The organism is Rufibacter ruber (genome assembly GCF_014138425.1).
Taxonomy (GTDB): domain Bacteria; phylum Bacteroidota; class Bacteroidia; order Cytophagales; family Hymenobacteraceae; genus Nibribacter; species Nibribacter ruber_C.
The window spans coordinates 186,491-207,282 of sequence record NZ_JACJIQ010000004.1; the positions used below are offsets into that span (position 1 = coordinate 186,491).

Annotated in this window: 13 protein-coding genes; 11 read left to right on the plus strand and 2 right to left on the minus strand. The window is 53.0% G+C overall.

Annotation, left to right across the window (positions count from 1 at the left end; all coding sequences use genetic code 11):
* The first annotated feature begins 189 nt into the window (after positions 1-189).
* From FHS90_RS06395 to FHS90_RS06420, 6 genes are all read left to right on the plus strand, one after another.
* Complete coding sequence (locus FHS90_RS06395) at positions 190-372, plus strand: hypothetical protein (protein ID WP_182512410.1); 183 nt, start codon at positions 190-192, stop codon at positions 370-372.
* A 25-nt stretch (positions 373-397) separates the two neighbouring features.
* Positions 398-1,444: an aldo/keto reductase gene (locus FHS90_RS06400; protein ID WP_182512411.1), complete on the plus strand. Its 1,047-nt coding sequence runs from the start codon at positions 398-400 to the stop codon at positions 1,442-1,444.
* Between the two features lie 332 nt (positions 1,445-1,776).
* Positions 1,777-2,067 carry a hypothetical protein gene (locus FHS90_RS06405; protein ID WP_182512412.1) on the plus strand — a complete coding sequence of 97 codons (291 nt, stop codon included), beginning with the start codon at positions 1,777-1,779 and terminating at the stop codon, positions 2,065-2,067.
* A 58-nt stretch (positions 2,068-2,125) separates the two neighbouring features.
* Complete coding sequence (locus FHS90_RS06410; RefSeq protein WP_182512413.1) at positions 2,126-2,905, plus strand: alpha/beta fold hydrolase; 780 nt, start codon at positions 2,126-2,128, stop codon at positions 2,903-2,905.
* A 241-nt stretch (positions 2,906-3,146) separates the two neighbouring features.
* A complete protein-coding gene (locus FHS90_RS06415; protein WP_182512414.1) occupies positions 3,147-3,635 on the plus strand; it encodes a hypothetical protein in 489 nt (162 codons plus the stop codon).
* 205 nt (positions 3,636-3,840) lie between these two features.
* Positions 3,841-6,774, plus strand: coding sequence for a WD40/YVTN/BNR-like repeat-containing protein (locus tag FHS90_RS06420; RefSeq protein WP_182512415.1), 2,934 nt, complete (start codon positions 3,841-3,843; stop codon positions 6,772-6,774).
* Positions 6,775-7,120: 346 nt separating this feature from the next.
* On the opposite strand, the gene FHS90_RS06425 is transcribed toward FHS90_RS06420, so the two are convergent.
* Positions 7,121-7,585 (minus strand): response regulator, encoded by a 465-nt coding sequence (locus FHS90_RS06425; protein ID WP_066839212.1) that lies wholly within the window; start codon positions 7,583-7,585, stop codon positions 7,121-7,123.
* Between the two features lie 347 nt (positions 7,586-7,932).
* Here FHS90_RS06425 and FHS90_RS06430 point away from each other — a divergent pair, with 347 nt between their 5' ends.
* The 3 genes from FHS90_RS06430 to FHS90_RS06440 all read left to right on the plus strand — a co-directional run bounded on the left by FHS90_RS06430 (position 7,933) and on the right by FHS90_RS06440 (position 15,774).
* Positions 7,933-8,991 carry a hypothetical protein gene (locus FHS90_RS06430; protein ID WP_182512416.1) on the plus strand — a complete coding sequence of 353 codons (1,059 nt, stop codon included), beginning with the start codon at positions 7,933-7,935 and terminating at the stop codon, positions 8,989-8,991.
* 435 nt (positions 8,992-9,426) lie between these two features.
* Complete coding sequence (locus FHS90_RS06435; RefSeq protein WP_182512417.1) at positions 9,427-14,934, plus strand: phosphodiester glycosidase family protein; 5,508 nt, start codon at positions 9,427-9,429, stop codon at positions 14,932-14,934.
* 492 nt (positions 14,935-15,426) lie between these two features.
* Positions 15,427-15,774 carry a hypothetical protein gene (locus FHS90_RS06440; protein WP_182512418.1) on the plus strand — a complete coding sequence of 116 codons (348 nt, stop codon included), beginning with the start codon at positions 15,427-15,429 and terminating at the stop codon, positions 15,772-15,774.
* 316 nt (positions 15,775-16,090) lie between these two features.
* Here FHS90_RS06440 and FHS90_RS06445 read toward each other — a convergent pair whose 3' ends face one another.
* Positions 16,091-17,080, minus strand: a complete 990-nt coding sequence (locus FHS90_RS06445) for an aspartate-semialdehyde dehydrogenase (RefSeq protein WP_066831819.1) — start codon at positions 17,078-17,080, stop codon at positions 16,091-16,093.
* 170 nt (positions 17,081-17,250) lie between these two features.
* On the opposite strand from FHS90_RS06445, the gene FHS90_RS06450 reads away from it, so the two are divergent.
* The gene (locus FHS90_RS06450; protein ID WP_182512419.1) at positions 17,251-19,821 is read left to right on the plus strand and encodes a lamin tail domain-containing protein; all 2,571 of its coding nucleotides are present in this window, start codon (positions 17,251-17,253) and stop codon (positions 19,819-19,821) included.
* Positions 19,822-19,938: 117 nt separating this feature from the next.
* Positions 19,939-20,694: a sulfite exporter TauE/SafE family protein gene (locus FHS90_RS06455; RefSeq protein WP_066831998.1), complete on the plus strand. Its 756-nt coding sequence runs from the start codon at positions 19,939-19,941 to the stop codon at positions 20,692-20,694.
* Positions 20,695-20,792: the final 98 nt, after the last annotated feature.

A 20,792-nucleotide genomic window follows, 5' to 3' on the forward strand; every position in this document is an offset into this window, starting at 1 on the left:
TATGGCGCGAAAGTTACTTTCGTGACTTTCTTAGGTTCGTTAGACATAGAAGTAACTTCCGCACTATAGCGCGGAAATAGAGAAAGTTCCTCTGCTTTCCCTAACTTACCTATTAAAGAAACAGGCGTAAGAAAATCTTCTATGGTATCCCGGATACGCCGGTGATTATTACCCAGGAGAGGGCCAGACGTGCACCTGAGCCTAGAATATCTCAACCTGTACCAAGACAAAACCCAAAAGAAAACCATGGCGCTGGTCTCTGGGATTTATGAAAAGAAAGCCAGCGCAGATTCGGCGTTAGCCGTTTTAAAACAGGCAGCAGCCAAAGCCTTTGTGGTGAAAACCGAAATGTACATTGGCTGTATACATTAACTCTACCCAACCACACACACAAACTATGGAATACAGAAGATTAGGGGGATCAGGGCTGGAGGTGCCGGTGCTGAGCTTCGGGACGGCTACCTTTGGCGGCGGCAATGAGTTCTTCAAAGCGTGGGGCAGCACGCAGGTAGACGAGGCCACCCGCCTGGTCAACCTCTTCCTGGACGCGGGCGTCAACTTCTTTGACACCGCCAACACTTACTCCCAGGGCCTGGCCGAAGAAATCTTAGGCAAGGCCATTGCCGGCAAACGCCACCAGATGATTCTCTCCACCAAAGGCACCTTCCCCTTCGGCCAAGGGCCGAATAACCAAGGCTCCTCCCGGTTTCATCTGCTCCAGCAGGTAGAGGGCAGCCTCAAGCGCCTGGGCACTGATTATATTGATATCTACCACATGCACGGCTTTGACGGCAACACGCCCGTAGAGGAAACGCTGCGCACCCTGGATGACCTCATTCAGAGCGGGAAGGTGCGCTACATAGCGGCGTCTAACTTCTCAGGCTGGCACCTCATGAAGTCGCTGTCGGTTTCTGAGCGCTACGGCTGGAACAAATATGTGGGGCACCAGGTGTACTACTCCCTCGCCAACCGCGAATACGAATGGGAACTCATGCCGCTGGGGCTGGACCAGAACGTAGGGGCCATCATCTGGTCGCCGCTGGCCGCCGGAAGGCTGGGCGGAAAGTACCGCCGCAATCAGCCCCTGCCCGCAGACAGCCGCGTGGCGCAAGGCGGCAGCCCCGTGCCTGAAGCCGTGGTGAACGAAGAAGTTTTCTACAACACCCTGGACGCCTTAGACCAAGTAGCTGAAGAAACCGGGAAAACCGTGGCGCAGGTGGCCCTGAACTGGCTCCTGCAGCGGCCTACGGTCTCCAGCATCATCTTCGGGGCCCGGAACGAGGAGCAGCTCAGGCAGAACCTGGGGGCCGTGGGCTGGAACCTGACCCTGGAACAGGTGAAGAAGCTGGACCAAGCCAGCGAAGTACCGCCCATTTACCCGTACTGGCACCAGCGCCAGAACCTCAAACTGAACCCCATCCCAGATTTTTACAAGGAGCGGTAGCCGCTGAAATTAGGCACCGGTTGCAACGCTTTTTTTAACGTGTAGCTTCCTCCTTTTAAGTGCTTCCTTCTTTTGTCATTCTGGAAGAATCTTAGGGAACAGGCGGCAAACGGTAATAGCTTTAGCCATTCTAGTCCGCCCCCTGTTCCCTAAGATTCTTCCAGAATGCCCATAGGGGAGCAGGCTATTTATGACCAGCCGGTGTTTCATTTTCCTGTTTCTGGCCTGTTTTTCAGAAAACAGGCCAGAAACAGGAAAGCGCTTCGCCAGAAGTCAGTTTTTCTGGTGTTCGCTTGGAAATGGGTATCTTTAAGCAACTATTTTTCCTGGCTATGTCTGTTCCCACGCTTCCCCTTCCGCAAAAAATCAAAGCGTACGCTGCCTCTTTCCTGCTTGTGCTCCTCATTTACGTGGTGATTGACCTGTACGTGCCCCTCAAGCACCTTTTTGTGGGCGAGCCCCTATCTTTTCAGGAGGCGTTCACCTACATCAACCTCCAGAGCAAGTGGCCTATCATTCTTATCATAGGCCTGCTAATGGGCCGCAACAGTGTGCGTAAAAAAGAAAGAGCGCTGCAAGGCGCTGTGCCCCAAACACCCGCACCGCCCACTTCTGTTCAATAACCGTTTTCCGTTTTTGGCCTGTTTTGCGTAAAACAGGCCAAAAATACACCTCCGTACTATGAGCAACTCCCTTCTACACCACACTGTTTCGGGCGCTGGCCCGGCCCTTGTCTTTTTGCACGGCTTCTGCGAGAGCCAAGAGGTCTGGACTGATTTTGTCACTCCGCTGGCAAACCAATTTAAAATTATCACCCTAGACCTGCCCGGCCACGGCCGAAGCCCAATTCCAGATGATTTTACAATGGAGGCGCAGGCCCGGCAGGTGCACCAGACGCTGCAGGCGCTTCACGTGGAAAAATGCCTGCTGGTGGGCCACTCCATGGGCGGCTATGTGTCACTGGCTTTCGCCGAAAAATACCCGCATTTGCTGCGCGGGCTCTGCCTGTTCCATTCCAGCGCCTTGCCAGACACGCCAGAGAAAAAGGAAAACCGGGACAAGACCGCTGATTTCGTGCGGAAGCACGGCGTAGACAAGTTCATGGAGACGTTTGTGGCCCCACTCTTCGCGGCCGGCAACCGGGAGGCCAACCAGGCGGCCATTGAGAAAATGCAAGCCATTGGCAAAGCCACCCCGCCAGAAACAATTGTGGGCTGCCTGCAAGCCATGCGCGACCGGGCAGACCGCACCGAAGTGCTGAAAAACGCTGCGTACCCGGTGCTGTTCCTGGCGGGCAAAGAAGACCCGGCGGTACCGCTGGAGGCCGCGTTGCAGCAATGCCATCTGCCTGAGAACTGCCTGACGTATTTTCTGGGGCAGGTGGGGCACATGGGCATGTTTGAGAGAACCGCACCCACCCGGCAGGCCCTGCTCAAATTTGCCGAGCTGCTGCCGTCCTGACCCCAACGCCCCTGGGGTAAACCCAAGGCAAAGCCTCTAGAACCCCGTTCTGTTTTGGGCCTGTTTTCTTAAAAACGGCTCCAAAACAGAACGGGGTTTTTCATTTAGGGCCCCTCTGCCTTCGTACATTAGGGAGAAGCTATACATTCTGTTTTAGATATAGCATTTTTACTATTTTTTAACTAGTATTAGCCTCATTTTCAGTTATAAGCCCCAACCTCTTGTCTTTTGATCCGGAGAAATGAACAACGCGTACTTTCATCTGCTCTTGAACCATGCGCCTGTCTACACCGTGCTGTTTGGTATTGTCTTGTTGTTGTATGGGTTGTTGGCCCGCAACATTAGCCTGGTAAAAGCGGGGCTGACCAGCGTGCTGGTGGCTACGCTGCTAACCATGCCGGCCTATTTTACGGGCGAGGGCGCCGAGGAAGTGGTGGAGCACCTGCCCGGCATACACCATGCTGACATTGAGGCCCATGAGCAAATGGCCGAATGGGCGCTGTGGGCCATGGGCACCGCCGGCACGGCCGCGCTGCTGGGCCTGCTCACCACGTCTAGCCGCCCGGCCCGGGCGCGTAAGCCCAAGGTGTGGGCCGTGGTTACGCTGGTAGTTAGTATTGGCGCGTTTGCCCTTTTAGTCTGGACCGGGCTTACCGGGGGCGCAGTCAGGCACTCTGAGCTGAAGGAGGTAGCGCCGCCAGTGCCGCAGCCGCCAGCAGGCAACCCATGATTTAGCCGTACGCTTCGCAATTGCCAGAGCCTGTTTTGGGGCTGTTTTCAGAAAAACGGCCCCAAAACAGGTTTCTTTTTCAGGTAGATTTCTTTCAGGCCTTGCCTGGCAACCGTTCTGCGGGGCGGGGTGCTGTATTTTATTAACTCCTGAATTTCCTCTAACTTCAGGCTTCGCCCGAAGGGCAACCCAACCTACACATTTTATGCTACGCAAACCACTCTACCCGCTGGCGCTGCTGGGGCTGTTGAGCTTTTCACCCGCCTTCGCCCAGAAGAACAAAGACAAACAACCCGCTTTCACCCCGGCCAAAGAACGGCTGGAAGGCTACCAGCAGCGGCTCCAGTTGCTACGCAATTCCCTGGTGAGCAACCTGCCGTTCCGGAACGTGGGCCCCACCGTCATGAGCGGCCGCGTGGTAGATGTAGACGTGAACCCCGCAGACCCCACCAATTTCTATGTGGCCTACGCCTCCGGCGGATTGTGGCACACCACCAACAACGGCCTCTCGTTTGAGCCGCTCTTCCAGAATGAGACGGTGATTACCATTGGGGATATTTATGTGGACTGGAAGACCAACACCATTTGGCTGGGCACCGGTGAAAGCAACTCCAGCCGTTCTTCTTACTCGGGCGTGGGCATTTACCGGAGTACAGACGGCGGCAGGACATGGCAGCACAAAGGCCTTCCGGAGAGTCATCATATTGGCCGCATCATTCAACACCCCACTGATCCTAATACCGCGTGGGTTTCTGTATTGGGCCATCTGTATTCGCCTAACCAGGAACGCGGCGTGTACAAGACCACAGACGGCGGCAACACCTGGAAGCATGTTTTAAAGGGTGCCAATGCGAACACGGGCGCGGTAGACCTGGTGGTAGACTCAACCAATCCCAATACCTTGTATGCCAGTCTTTGGGAGCGGGAGCGCCGTGCCTGGAACTTTGTAGAAAGCGGGTCTGGCAGCGGGATTTTCAAGAGCACTGACGGCGGCGAAACCTGGCAGCGGCTGAACAGCGGTTTCCCGCAAGGGGAAGGCGTGGGCCGGATTGGCCTGAGTGTTTTTCCGCAGAACCCCAAAATTATTTACGCCAGCGTTGACAACCAGGAGCTACGAAAAGACGTGAAGCCCGCGGTGGCGGCCAATACCAACAAGCTGCGCAAAGAGCAGTTCAAAGACTTTTCAAAAGAAGATTTCCTGAAGCTGGATGATGCGGCGGTGAATACTTTCTTAGACGAAAATAATTTTCCGCGCCAGTACACGGCCAAGGCGGTGAAGGAGATGGTGCGCACAGAGAAAATCAGGCCGGTGGCGTTGTCAGATTTTTTGGTAGACGCCAATTCCATGATGATTGAGACGCCGGTGACGGGCGCACAGGTGTACCGTTCTGAAGACGGCGGCCAAACTTGGAAGAAGACGCATGAGGGCTACATAGATGACCTATACTACACGTACGGCTATTATTTTGGTGTGATCAGGGTGTCGCCGCTGAACCCGGACCATGTGTATCTGCTGGGGGTGCCGTTGATCAAATCTGAAGACGGCGGCAAAACCTGGAAAGAGATTGCCGGCGACAATGTGCACTCAGACCACCAGGATCTGTGGGTGAGTCCTACACGGCCCGGTCACCTGGTGAACGGCAATGACGGTGGTATCAACATCACCTATGATGACGGCAAAACCTGGTTTAAGGCCAATTCTCCGGCGGTAGGGCAGTTTTACTCGGTGGCCATTGACATGGCCACGCCTTACAATGTGTACGGCGGTCTGCAGGACAACGGCGTCTGGGGCGGTCTCAGCACCTATCAAGCTAGTTCGGCGTGGACTGACAACGGCCGCTACCCGTACCAGCGTCTGGGCGGCGGCGACGGCATGATGGTGCAGGTTGATTTCAGGGACAACAACACGGTGTATACCGGTTCCCAGTACGGCGCTTACTTTAGATTAAACAAAGCCACCGGCCAGCGCACTTACATTCAGCCCAAGCATGAATTGGGGGAGCGGCCGCTGCGGTTCAACTGGGAAAGCCCTATTCTGCTGTCACGGCACAACCAGGACGTGCTGTATTTTGGGTCCAATAAATTCCACCGGTCTCTGAACAAAGGCGAAAACATGGAAGCCCTGTCTGGTGACCTCACCAAAGGCGGCAGGAAAGGAGATGTAGGGTACGGCACCCTGACCAGCATTGAAGAGTCGCCTAAGAAGTTCGGGCTGCTGTACACGGGCTCAGATGACGGCCTGATCCATGTGAGCCGGGACGGCGGCTACAGCTGGACCAAAGTGTCTGACAAACTTCCAGAGAATCTCTGGATCAGTAGTCTTTCGGCCTCAGCCGAAAATGAAGGCACCGTCTACGCCACCCTGAACGGCTACCGCTGGGATGATTTCACGCCGTACCTGTACGTGAGCCAAGACTACGGCAAAACCTGGAAACGCCTGGGAACCGACCTGCCCAAAGAGCCGCTGAACGTGGTGAAGGAAGACCCAAAGAACCCGAATATTCTGTACGTGGGTTCTGACAACGGCCTGTATGTGTCCCTGGATAAGGGCAGAACATTCCAGGCCATGGGCGGAGATGAGCTGCCGTCGGTGGCGGTGCATGATCTGGTGGTGCATCCGCGTGAGAATGACCTGGTGGTGGGCACGCACGGCCGCTCACTCTTCATTGCCAATGTGGCGCATCTGCAGCAGCTTACCGCAGACGTCTTAGCCAAAACAGTGCATGCCTTTCCGCTGCAGGCGCCGCAATACTCAGAGCGCTGGGGGCAGAAGTGGGGCACCTGGGATAACACCTTCGCGCCAAGTTTGTCTGTTCCGTATTACGTGAATGCGGCCGGGGTAACTACCCTCAGAATCAAAACCGACAAGGGGCAGGTGCTGAAGGAGATCAAAGACCAGAGCGAGCGGGGCCTGAACTATGCCAGCTATGACCTTACCCTTGATTCCTCAGCGGCGGGTGCCTATGAGAAAGCCCTGAACGAGGGCCGCAAAGCCGGAGAGCCCGTGAAAATGGCAACCTCAGCAGACCAGAGATTCTACCTTCGCCCGGGCAAGTATGTGGTGGAGCTGGAGAGCAACGGCAAAACCACTACGCAGGAGTTTACCTTGAAAGCGCCTGAACGCAGAGGGCGGGAATAGCAGGAATTTCTGTTTTGGGGCTGTTTTTCCAAAAACAGCCCCAAAACAGAAAGAATGGCCTGGCAGGAGTAGATAGTAGCAGGATTGATATTCAGTTCTTAGAGCCTTTAAGTGCTGATTGGGAAAACCACGAATAAACGCATTTCCTGCTACTGCCGTTCACCCGCTGTTCCTTAAGATCCTTTCAGGATGATAAGAAGGGGGGAAATCACCAGTATGCCTGTCAGAGGTATTGGGAGCTTTCCTGCTTACCCTACCCAACCCAAAACAGAAAGCCCCGCCAGCAACTACTGGCGGGGCTTTCTGTTTTGGGGCTGTTTTCAGAAAAACAGGCCGGAAACGGGAGCTATTCTTCTGCCTCTTCGTCTTCTTCTGGAGAATCTGGGGTGTTTCCCAGCTCGGTGCCGTCCCCGAAGTGCTCGTTCACCAGGGCCAGGGCGTCTGCCTGGGTGAGGGGTTTGGAGAGGTGGCCGTCTACATCTGGGAACTCCTTGAGTTTGTGCAGGTCGTAGAAGCTGGCCGAAGAGGAGAGGGCGAAGAGCTTTTTGGCTTTCTTGCCTTCGGGCAGGTGCTGGTACTGGTCCAGGAAGTCAAACCCATCCATCACTGACATTTTAATGTCTACCAGAATAAGGTCTAGCGGAAGGCTGGAGTTGGCATGCTCTGCACTGGCCAGGTAGTCCAGGGCGGCCTGGCCGTCTGTGACCACATCTATGTGCTGGGCTATTTCGGCTTTATTGAGAACGCGCTTGTTCATGTAATTGGTGATCTCGTCATCATCAATGAGCAAAATGCGGCTAAGTTTTTCCATAGTACTGGGTTGTTGGCTTAAACGGTAGGGGCTTTGTATGCTGTTCGCTCCAGGTCAAAAGCACCGCATAAATATACACGCTAAAATGGCCTGTTTCTACACCAAGGCTTACTCTATACGCAAATTAGTGGTCTGGAGCTGCAAATTTTGCCTGGTCTGTTCGTATGCCCCAGAGAAAACGGGGAGCGGCCTTGCCTTCCGCGAGAGCGGCAACAGGCGTAGGGGAAGAAATGTGCTGGAAATAGCCTGAAATATGCGTACCTACAGGGGCTGCACATGGTTTAACCCGGGAAATAAAGTAACTTCCTGACGCAAAATGGTACGCCTTGCCGGCGGAGATGAGATACATGAAGAAGATAGCAATGAGATTGGGTAAGTTTTGGATTGGGGCAGCCGCCCTAGGCTGTATGGCGCTCACGCAGGGCTGTAGTTCTGAAGGCGCGCCTAAAGAGGCCCGTACTGCTGTAACGGCCACCGCCGTGGCAGACTCTGGGGCGGTTCAGAAGAAAGACAGCGTAGCGGCCGTGAAAGACTCAGTGGCGGCCAAACCCGCCGCAGACAGTGCCGCCGCCGCCAAAGAGACGGCTTTTGTGGTGAAAGACGAAGCGGCTTCTAAGCCCGGCGCCATTCTGCCCCACAAACGTATTGTGGCGTATTATGGCAACCCATTATCAAAACGTATGGGCATTCTGGGCGAACTGCCTCCGGCGCAGATGCTGGCCAAACTGGACGAGGAGGTAAAGGCTTGGAACACAGCTGACCCTGCCACGCCCGTACAACCTGCCCTGCACGTAATTGTGGTGACCGCCCAAGGCAAGCCCGGCAGCGGCGGCAAGTACCGCCTGCGCATGAGTGACCACGTGGCAGACTCTGTGATCTCCTGGGCCAAGCAACGAGATGCCATTGTGTTCCTGGATATTCAGATTGGGCAGAGTACCCTGGAGGAGGAGATACCCAGGCTGGAGAAATGGCTCAAGCTGCCGCAGGTGCATTTAGGCATTGACCCTGAGTTTGCCATGAAGAACGGAGCCGTGCCCGGCAGGCGAGTGGGCACCCTTGATGCCAAAGAAATTAACTACGCCACCGGTTTCCTGAATGACCTGGCCCAGCGCTATAATATACCGCCCAAAATACTGGTGGTGCACCGGTTTACCCAGCGCATGGTCACCAACTACAAGCAGATAGAGCTGAGGCCCAACGTGCAGATTGTCATTCACATGGATGGCTGGGGGGACAGGGTTCTCAAAAAGAGCACCTATAACTCATATATCAAGCGGGAGCCGGTTCAATACACCGGGTTCAAGCTCTTCTACCATAATGATACTAAGAAGAAGGGCTGGAAGCTTTACAGTCCCGAAGGAATTCTAGCCTTGAACCCGAAGCCGTTGTATATTCAGTATCAGTAGGTAAGATATAAGCGGTTGAAGTACATGAAGCCCATGCCCGGAAAAGGAACTCCCTTTTCTGGCATGGGCTTTCTTTTTGTAGGAATAGGGCGTTTTCTTTTCTTGATTAGTATCAGAATAGTATGACTCTTCAACTATACTTTAAAACTAATTTAACATCTTCTCTGGCTCGGGGGCTTAACAGATACCAAAAATGAATTAAAAATTAAAAATTGTTATTAAGTTGTTGATCATTACATAAATAACCAATACATTTCCCAAGTCAGTTCATACTAACGTCTACCAGAAAAGAAGTAGGGAAGAAAGTAGCCCAGGAAGTGCAAAAGCATGGTAGTAGAACTGGTTAATTATAAGTGAACACAAGCATACCCATCCCGTCTTTTTACGGATACATTACGCGTTTTCAACTTTCCCCCATAATTAACCTATTCGTTCATGAAAAAACACGTACTTCCCCTTAAGGTCTTGGGGTTGCTATGTATTTGGTTGCTCTCCCTGCCAGAGGCCAGCGCCCAGATACAGCTCACCTGGACTAAACCCGCCGAATTGAATGCTGGCCTGCCGCCCTCTATTCAGGTGTTTTACTCAAACACACCAGTATCTGGCAGGCCCATGCGCATGTTCTACACCATTGTAGACCTCAATGACCCTAACATGGAACTAAAGGCCGTCTACGGCGGCGGCACAGGGCCTTCTTCCGGTAAAACTGTGTTGAATTGGGGCAAAGCCGAAACTGACCCCGTCTATGCCGTCATCAATGCCGGTTTCTTTAACACTACCACTTATGTAGCCCAAAATGTGGCTATTCAAGACAGTAAGATTCTGGTGCCAAGTCCCACTTCAGTGACTTCTGGCGGCAAAACCCTGTACCCTACCAAAAGCGCCTTTGGGGTATTGCCTGGAAACATAGCAGACTTGGCCTGGATTTACCATGTTGGTACCGCTAAAACTACCTATCAGTACCCCAATCCTAACCCGAAACCGTTGGACCAACAGCCTACCACCACGTCTCCGGCCGGGGCAGAAGTCTGGCCGGTAAGCACTGCCGTTGGCGGTGGCCCCATGCTGGTGCATGATGGGAAGCCAAAAATCACCTATCCAGATAATGAAGAGATGCAGTTCAACCAAGGGGACGAGCGCCACCCCAGAACCGCTATTGGCCGTACCGCCGACAACAAAGTGATCATGCTAGTGGTGGAAGGCCGGAACCCCACCATTAGTGAGGGGGTGAACTTTGATGAGATGGCCGCAATTTTCATCAGCCTGGGCGCCGTAGAAGCTATTAACCTGGACGGCGGCGGTTCTTCTGACATGGTAGTAATGGGGAAACCTACTATTACGCCCTCAGAAAGCCGTCCCGTGCCTACTGCCCTAATTTTGAAACGCCGTACTCATGTGTATGACACAGAAAACCCTCTGGTGTATAGCGAGCGCGGCGGAGTTTGGTCTGAATCTAACAATGATGGCTATTTTGGCTCCTCTAAAGCCCGTATTCTGGCTACCGGTGACGGTACTAAGTTTGCCAGCTATAGGCTGAGTGGTATAAACCCAGGGCGTTACCAATTGAGCGCCTGGTGGGTAGCCGCCAGCAACCGTAGTACGGCTACTCCCTTTATTATTTACCGCCAGGGCGTGGCCAAAGCAGATACTGTTAAAGTAGACCAGACCATAAATGGAGGTAAATATAATGTGCTTGGCACCTATGATTTAGGGCCTAATGACTCATTGGTCATCAGTAACAATGCCCCCGGCGAATATGTGACCGTAGATGCTATTAACCTCGTGAAAGTAGGAGAAAGCATGGCGTCTGTTGCCTTCGGGCATGGACTGGAGGCAACAGAGACAATCCAGAACCAGCCAGTCACTTTTGAGGTGAAGTTAACTAGCCCCAACACTGGGGTCAACCTGCAAAAGCTACGAGTCTTTAAGAAAATAAATAATGGTGCAGAAGTCCAGATAGGTGATGATGTTGCTTTGAATGGCGTCTACAATTCCACCTACCCTTTCTCATATGATGCCAACGACGGTATTGGTAGCCAGGTACAGTTCCGGTTTGAGGTAGAAGATAATCTGGGCCGTCTGGTGTCAAAGAATTTTGTATATACCGTTGTTACGCCTACCCAGGTGGTCTTTAAAAACGGAGCGATAGAAGGAAATCATCCGCAATTACGGCCTTTCTCTTTAGACCTTACTCTAGAAACGAGGCAACCCTCAGTAAACGTCAAAGAGCTGAAAGTCTTTAAAACCGTTGACAACGGTGCTGAGGAACAGGTTGGCAATACTGTTGCCCTAGCCGCCCAGCCCAGTGTTGACTATACCTTTACCCACACGCTCACGTCACCCGTGAATAGTAAAGTGAAGTTCAGGTTTGAATTAAGAGACGCAGACAACATAAAAGCTGATAGAAGCTACATGGTTACAGTGGCTCCGCCGCGCGGCGATTTCAGACTGGCGGTTATCTCAGATTTGAACTCAGGTTTTGGTTCTGTGACGTATGAGTGGCAGGTAGACAGCATTATGCAGCGTATACCCAGGTTATGGCAGCCTGACATGGTAGTGGCGGGTGGTGACCAGATTGCCGGTCAGTCCACGTCACTCACCGCGGCCCAGGTAGAAGCCATGTGGAATGGGTTTGACGCTAAAATTGCCAAACCGCTGCGTGATGCAAACATACCGTACGCCTTCACCATGGGCAACCATGACGCCGCTATTGCAGTTGACCGCGCAGAGGCACTCAAGTACTGGAGCAAGCCGGAAAATGCGCCCAAGTGGCACCCGGTAGACATGACCAATTACCCGTTCTACTTCTCCTACAAACCTACCGCCGATTCAAAGATATTCTTCGTGTCTTGGGAGGCCAGCAGCGCTACCATCTCCAGCGCGCAGTTGGCTTGGGTACGCGAACAGTTCAGCAGTGATGAGGCTAAAAAAGCCCAATTCAGATTCCTGGTTGGCCATTTGCCGCTGTACGGCGTAGCCCAGGAATATAATTCTGCGGGGAACATTCTTAACAACGCCGCGGCCTTGCAGGCCATGATGGAGGAACTGGACGTGCACACCTACATTAGTGGACACCACCACGCGTACTATCCTGGCAAGCACGGAGGCGTAGACTTCCTGAACGCAGGAGCTGCCGGTGCCGGTGCCCGCAAGTATCTGGGCTTTGAAGAAACTTCGCCTAACACCGTCACGCTGTTAGATGTGTTTCTGGAGCAAGACACCGTTATCTATACCACCTATGAGATAAAGGAAACCAATGCTGCCAACATGAAAGTGTTCAACCAGCAGCGTCTGCCTGAAGTGATCAATGGCTTGAATGGCTATCTTCTCCGCAGAGACGTAGTGGTAAGTGGTTCAGCACAGGGTAACCTGTCGGCGTATAACGTTGAGAAAAGCAAAACTTTGCCTGCCACCGGTGCTGTTACCGCCGAAGAGGTGGGTAACTCCCTTCAGATCAGTGGTTCATTTAGTGATCTGCAAGGCAAAGTGTTGCCAGACCGCGCCGCCGTAGGGCTTTATAAAGGGTTTTATCCAGCCGAAGGAAATCTGGTCATGGCACTGGAGGTATCCTCAACTGATGGAAAGACTGGAACCTTCAGCGGCAGCCTACCTTTGACCAGCAGCCTGAAAGAGCAGTTGACCACAGGTATTTTCTATGTGCTCATCAAAACCAATGTGTATCCCGCCGGTGAAGTAAGGACGCAGTTGTATAAATCAGCAAACCAGGCGCCGGAAGTGCCGGTGATTACCTCACAGGGACCTAACCAGGTGTATGCGGTGCGTAACATCAAAGCCACCTTCCCGGTGCTTTGGAATGGCACCAAAGATCCGGAGGCCAATGCGGTAACCTACATTTACCAATTAGCCAAAGACGCCCAATTCACCCAAATAGTGTTAGAAAAAGCCGTGGGAGTGAGCACGGCCTACAATGTGCCGCAAGAAGAGTGGTTCACTTTGCTAAGTGATGCCCCCGTGAATGAACCAGTCACGCTCTATCACCGCGTAGTAGCCACTGATGGCAAGAATGTGCAGATGGGTGCGGCCCTAGCTTTAAAAGTATCTAAAAGCACAGAGCCTGTAACGGGTCCTGTAGAGATTCCTGCCCCTAATCTTGTGTATGATTGCGGCACCAAAGATGTAGACGGCAACTGTACCGCCTCTTTTGCGGCAGGCCCAACTACCAACACCCACGGCACTACCGTTGACCGAAGCGGCAAAATCTGGAGCGTAGGCTATGCCCGCGGTATTCAGGTGTTCAACCCTAATGGAACCAAATATCAGTTTACCAGCCCCAAACTTGAATTTTATCTGAATGATAAATCTTACATCCAGTATATAAACTTCACCAATGGGGCCGGTCAAACTTTTAGAGACCAGGCCGTTAATATGCGGGGTATTGGCCTAGCCCATGATGGTCATATCCTAACGGTGGTCAACAGCAATATCCTCTACAAGCTGAATTCAGTGACCGGGGAGCCTATTGCCCGCTGGGTAGGAGGCACTAGTTTCACCAACCCCACCTCTACCACAGATGGGCGGGTTTTCGTAGCCGGTGTTGCCAGTGATATCAATACCATTGTTAAACAGAGTACCACAGACCCCACCACTTTTGAGGTTGTGGCTGATATCAAATTAGGGACGCAACGGAGTGGGACGGTGCGCGCCGCCGCTATTTCGCCGGAGGGCAATACGCTGTATATTCCAGTAGAGACCGGGAGCAAGATGTACAAATACACCAGCACCGACGGCAAAAACTATGTCTATGATATGACCATTGCCTTGCCTGGTCCGGCGGCTACCGCGGTCACTGCCCTGAGTAACGGCCGTGTGTTTGTCACTACCAATATTGTGGGCTCAGAGCCAGCCAAACTGTACTATAGAGATGACCATGACCCTACTCAGGTGCTGTCCTGGACTTTGCCTTTGCCTGAGTTAGGTACTGGCGGAAGCCAGGTGAGAGGCTTGGCTCTTACAGCTAATTTAGACACACTCTATCTTAGCTCTCACAGTGCAGGGCGTGTGTACAGATATGTAATACCTGCTGCTGGCGGCCCCCTGGAACCTGCGAGAGTACCCGTAGACTATACTATTGCCCAAACGCGTCCGGTGAATACCAGTGGCGTGGCCACAGAGGCTGGTAAATATGTGCGGGTGAAAGGTATTGTGAACAGTGCCAACCTTTCAGCCGCTGCCTATGACTTCTCATTGGTAGACGGTGACAAGGCGCTGCAGGTATACAAACTGACCCGTGGTGAAATGACTTATGTGCCTCTAATGGGTGATAGTATTGCCGCCGTTGGGTTACTTCGCCAGTACAATGGCTTGCTGCGTTTAGATGTAGATTCTGTAAGAATGTTTGCTGCAAACAAACCGGTAGCTACGCCCATGCAAGTGAATGCCTTGTCTGAAGAACTGGAGTCATATCCTGTAACGTTGCATAACGTGGTATTTGCAAATGCAAGTCAGTGGACCCCCGGTGTTGGTTATCACGGCTTCACGGTACAAATCCAGACCAGCCAGGGAATGGTTGAAGCCTTTGTGCCTAGTACGTCTCCAATATATAACCGTGCTTTCCCGGTAGGGGACAGGGTCGTGAATGGGATAGTGCAGCAGTTGAAAGCAGAGGCGCCATATACCGCCGGTTACTTCCTCTCCATTACAGATGTACCCCATGTAACCGGTATTCTGAAGGACGAGTTAGCCAATGAACTAAAGGTGTTTCCGGTACCTACCTCCGGACACCTGTTCCTGAAAGTGCCAGTACCATTAGCCAAGGAGCAAGCCAAAGTAACCATCTCCAGCCTTGTGGGTAAGTTGCTATACCAACAAGACGTGAAAGGTGGCGCAGCTGAACTGGATCTTTCCCGGTTAGACGCTGGCATGTACATACTAGTGTTAGATACACCTAACGGGCAAGTAGTGAGGCGCATCATTAAGCAATAAAGCTTTTTACAATACATAACCTGAAAGGGAGGTGACTATGTCGCCTCCCTTTTTTGTAAGAGCCTGTCACCAAAACATCAAGGCATGGAGTGGTTCTGTTTTTGGGCTGCTTTTTAGATTTTAGGCGTAAAACAGATGCAATGTATTCATGGGTAGTAGCCTGTTTTCAGGGGGATAAACTCATGTTGTTTAGCTTGTCATAGCCCTTAGTAACTGTATTTGCTGCTCCGCTTAGAAGTGAAGGGGCTCGCGTGTTTTTTTTCATGTATGGCCGTTGACCAATGTGCTGCAAGACAGTTAATGTGGGGTCTGCAAGGCACGTGAAACGGTTTTTACTGCCGCCAGAGTAAGATATAGAGAATCAAATGTCTGTAGGTATGCTGGGTATCTGGATAAGCATCATGTAAATATTTAGTGCCACGATAAAAAAGATTCAATCAGCAGGCAACTAAAAACTGTAAACCGGTATCTATAGCATAGAAGCCTACCCCAATGAAAGCACTTTACCCCTTTTTGCTGCTTGCCCTGTTCTGTTTCACCTCCTGTGAAGACGAAACAATCAAAAAGTCTTGTGCTATTGTAGAGCCGGTAGAGAACATCAAATGGCTGAAGGAAAAGGTGCAAGAACTGAAGACCTCAGAGTATTGCCAGGTGGTGCAGCGGGGCACGTTGAACGTGCACAGCGTCTTTGTGATAGGCACCTGTGCGCCCAATGTCATTTCAATTAAGGCCGTCTATGACTGTGAAGGCAACCTGCTCTGCTATAATGGAGATGAGACCTGCCCTGATTTTGACCAGGAAGTGAAAGCGCTAGAGGTGATCTGGCAGAACGGTAAGTAAGCTTTACCACGTAATGAGAAATGTGCTGTTCCTGGCCCGGCTTTGCGGGAGGGGCCGGTTTCATCACTTCCTGCGGAAATCAAAGAAGCCGCCTCGGGGATGGGCTTCGGGGTAATTCTTGGTCAAAAGCGCAAACTATCCTGAAACTGATGCGCTAGCGTAAAGAAAACGTCCCGCTCCAGCTGTAAGTATAGGCCGAGGCGGGACGAGTAGGGTAGAGTATAAGGTACTCGTAAAAATCTGTTGGAGCTAAAAATTATCTTCTGTTTTCGGCCTGTTTTCTCAAAAACAGGCCGAAAACAGAAGATACGCTCTGCTATACCAGTTCGTTTTGCACCAGGTATTCGGCAATCTGAACGGCGTTGGTGGCGGCGCCCTTACGCAGGTTGTCGGCCACGATCCACATATTCAAGGTTCTCTCCTGGGTTTCGTCTCTCCTGATTCTACCTACCAGCACTTCGTCTTTGCCGTGGGCATCTTTGGGCATAGGGTACTGCAGGTTGGCCACATCATCTACTACCACCACGCCTGGGGTTTCCTGCAGAAGACGGTACACGTCCTCCAGGGTGAAATCCTTCTCAAACTCTACGTTCACAGACTCAGAGTGACCGCCTACCACGGGAATGCGCACGGTGGTAGCGGTTACCTTGATAGAGTCATCGCCCATGATTTTCTTGGTCTCATTGACCATCTTCATTTCTTCTTTGGTGTAGCCGTTGGCCTCAAAGACGTCAATGTGCGGGATCACGTTCAGGTCAATCTGGTAGGCATAGGCTTTCTCGCCCTCTTTGCCGGCGCGCTCATTCATGAGCTGGTCCACGGCCTTTTTGCCCGTACCCGTTACAGACTGATAGGTGCTCACCACTATGCGCTTGATCTTGAGCGCCTGGTGCAGCAGGTTCAGGGCCACCACCATCTGTATGGTGGAGCAGTTGGGGTTGGCGATGATCTTGTCTTCCTTGGTCAGCTCTTTGGCGTTGATCTCCGGAACCACCAGCTTCTTGGTAGGGTCCATGCGCCAGGCAGAGGAATTGTCCACCACGGTGGTGCCGGCCTCGGCAAACTTAGGGGCCATCTCCTTGCTCACGCTTCCGCCAGCCGAGAAAATGGCAATCTGGGGCTTCTGGGCAATGGCGTCTGCCATGCTCACCACCGTGTATTCCTTGCCTTTAAAGCTCATCTTCTGGCCCACTGACTTCTCAGAGGCCACTAACAACAACTCGTCTACCGGGAAGTTACGCTCCGCCAGTACTTTCAGCATTTCGCCACCCACTAACCCGGTGGCGCCTACTACAGCTACTTTCATGTAAGGGTGTATCTAGATAATTAACAGTTCTATTGAGGTAAACAGGCGGTTGCTGCCAATGCTTGCCAATCTCTGTTTTGGCGCTATTTTCTGAAAATCAGGCCAAAAACGCGGGAGCCGCCTCCGCAAAGGAAACCAACTTTTTACAATAATTAAAGTAGATCTAGGAGATGAGGTCACTCTTTCTCATAATTCTTATAGGAATAGCAGGAATTTGTCAACTGCGGGCGCAGGTGCAGGAGTCTTTCTCTGACGGGGACTTCACCCAAAACCCTGCCTGGGTGGGGGATATCCCCCTTTTTCAGGTGAACGCGGCGCGGCAGCTCCAGAGCAAAGGTCCGGCCGTGACGGGCACCACGTTGCAGTTGGCCACGGCTAATCAACTGGCGGTGGGCGTGCAGTGGGAATATTACGTGCAGCTGGCATTGGCCACCTCCTCTGGAAACTACGCTGAAGTGCACCTGACAGCTGACGGCCCCGAGCTGAAAGGAAGCGTGCGTGGCTATTTTGTGCGCATGGGCGGCACAGAAGATGAGGTGAGCCTGTTTCGCAAAGACGGCAGCACCGTCAACAAAATCATAAATGGCCCTGACAAAACTATTGCCGCCTCAGACAACAGATTCTGGGTGCGGGTCACCAGAACCCCTGCCCATGAATGGAGGCTGGAGCTGGATGTAACCGGTACCCGGCAAAACTATGTTCTGCAGGGCACGGTGCAGGATAGCAGGTATACCACTTCGGCGTACGCCGGAGTGGTGTTCAGGTACTCACAGGCCAACGCGCAGAAGTTCTTTTTTGATGATTTCATGGTGAGAGACGTTGCGGCCCCCTCTTTCATCTCAGTGGTGCCAGAAGGCAGCCAGGCGCTGCTGCTTACGTTTTCTGAGCCGCTCAGGGAGTCTGAGGCCAGAAATCTGGCCAACTACCGGTTGAACGGTAACCGAACGCCAGCTGCGGTTGTGTGGCAGCAGGCAGCGCCGCATCAAGTGCGGTTGCGCTTTGATGAAGAGTTTGCAACAGGGAACAACGTGCTGGAGGTGCTGCGGGCGGTAGATACTGAAGGGAATATTGCCCAAAATCTTACCGGTTCTTTTGCGTTTGCCCCGCCCGCCGCCAAAGGCGATGTGGTCATTACAGAGATCTACGCCGATATAAATCCCTTACAGGATTTGCCTGCTGCCGAGTTCATTGAGATTTACAACCGCAGCAACAAGACCTTTAACCTGCAGGGGTGGAAATACTCAGATGCCACGGCCAACGCCGGCACGTTTCCGGCCTATCTGCTGAAACCGGACACCTATATAATAATATGTGCTGCAGCTGACACTTCCCTGTACAAACCCTTCGGTTCGGTGGTGGGGTTGAACATATTTCCATCGCTCAATGACAGCGGTGATGATGTGGAGTTGTTTGATGCCGCCGGGCAGTTAATTGATCTGGTGCGCTATACTTCCTCCTGGTACCGGGAGGCGGCTAAGCGGGAGGGCGGCTGGTCTTTGGAACTGATGCAGGTGAACAGCCTCTGCACTGGTGCCTCCCAATGGAAAGCCTCTGAGAACCCGCGGGGCGGCACACCGGGGCAGCCTAACTCCCTCCGGCAGACAGATGCCGCCGCGCCCGTGTTACTGCAGGCCTTCGCCACCGGGCCTGAAAAGATTTGGTTGCAGTTTGATGAGCCGTTAGACAGCCTGGATGCGGCAGAGGTGAGCAAATATGCCGTCTCGCCGGGGGTTGCGGTAAGCAGGGTTCAGGTAACAGGGGCTTCCCTTTCTGAGGTTGAGCTAACCCTGGCCACCCCTTTGCAGCCCGGCAGCAGATATGTGGTGACGGTGCAGGGCCTGCGGGACTGTACTGGGAACCGGGCAGTTGCCGGGCAGCAAAGGGTGGTGGTCTTGCCGGCGTCAGCGCAGGCAGGTGATGTGGTAGTGAATGAGATCCTGTTTAACCCCAGAACCGGTGGCGTTGATTTTGTGGAGCTGGTAAACAGAAGCGGCAAGGTGGTAAGCCTGCAGAACTGGCGGCTGGCCAACAGGGAGGCTGGGGGTGTGGCAAATGAGCGGGTGATCACGGCCCAGCCGCTGTTGCTGGAGCCGGGGCAGTACCTGGTGCTGACTTCTTCGCCCGAAGTCCTGCTGCGGGAATACCCGGCCGGGAACGCAGAGAGGTTCTGGGGAATGGGATCGCTCCCGTCTTATCCAGATGCCGCCGGTACGGTGGTGCTCCTGTTGCCAGACAGAGCCGTGGCAGATGAGGTGGGCTACCAAAGTTCCCAGCATTTCAGGCTGATCAGTGATGCCGAAGGGGTTTCGTTGGAGCGTATCTCGGTCACCGGCCCCTCGGTTGCGGCAAATTTCCATTCGGCGGCCACGCCAGTAGGCGCCACTCCCGGTTATGAGAACTCGCAAGCCCAACGTGTTGCCGCTACGGGCAAGTTGACCCTTACCCCCAAGACGTTCACCCCAGACGGTGACGGGCAGGATGATGCCCTTCTGCTGCAGTTTAACCTTCCGCAGCCCGGTTTTGCCGCTACCGTTACCATTTTTGATGCCCACGGCAGGCTGGTGCGGAAACTGGCGGGCAATACTTTGCTGGGCGCAGAAACGCTGCTGCAGTGGGACGGCCTCACTGACAGCGGGGGCAAAGCTGCTGTTGGGTACTATGTGGTGCTGGTGGAGCTGTTCAACCTGCAGGGAGGCAGGGAGGTGCTGAAAGAAACCGCCGTGGTGGGTGGCCGTTTTTGACCTGTTTTCAGAAAAACAGGCCAAAAACGGAAAGCTGCGCTTGGGGCTGTTTGAAATCACCTTTCCTTTTCAGAATCTTTGTGGCCTAACCGCCCGCTCTGGGTTAATATTTGCGCCGTGGAGATTGTGTACCTGTGCCTGTTTGCCTTCTTGGCAGGTTTGATTGATTCTGTTGTAGGTGGGGGAGGCCTCATTCAACTGCCCGCCCTTTTTGTGTTTCTGCCCCACGTGCCTATTCCCACGGTCTTTGGTACCGGTAAGCTTTCCAGCATAGCCGGCACTACCGTTTCTATGTGGCGGTACGCGCGCAACGTGGAGATTAACTGGCGCGCCCTGCTGCCGGCCGCGGTAACCGCCTTTGTCTTCTCCTTTCTGGGGGCCCGCGCCCTCAGCCACTTTGACGCCGACCTGCTGCGGCCCCTGATTCTGGTTCTTCTGATCTCGGTGGCTGTTTACACCTTTTTTAGGAAAGACTTCGGGGCGATTCACTCCCCCAAGCTCCCGCCCGGCAAGGAGCTGTGGTACGGGGTGGCAGTAGGGCTGGTGATTGGGTTCTATGACGGTTTCTTTGGCCCCGGTACCGGTAGTTTTCTCATGTTCATTTTTGTAGGCGTTTTCGGGTTTAACTTTCTGGCGGCTTCGGCCTCTGCCAAAGTGGTGAATGTGGCCACCAATCTTTCGGCGTTGCTCTATTTTGGGTACAAAGGGTACATCCTGTACCATATTGGAATTCCCATGGCCGTGAGCAGTGTCTTGGGCTCCATGGTGGGGACCCGTATTGCGTTGGCGAAAGGCTCTGGGTTTGTGAGAAAGCTGTTTCTGGTGGTGGTGGCGGCCATTATTCTCAAGTTTGCCTATGATACGTTTTCATAATGCGCTGTTTTAGGCCTGTTTTTGGGAAAACAGGCCTAAAACAGCTACTCAATTGTGAGTATTCTTTTGCCGCCTGTTTGAAAGTTTCTGATTTATAC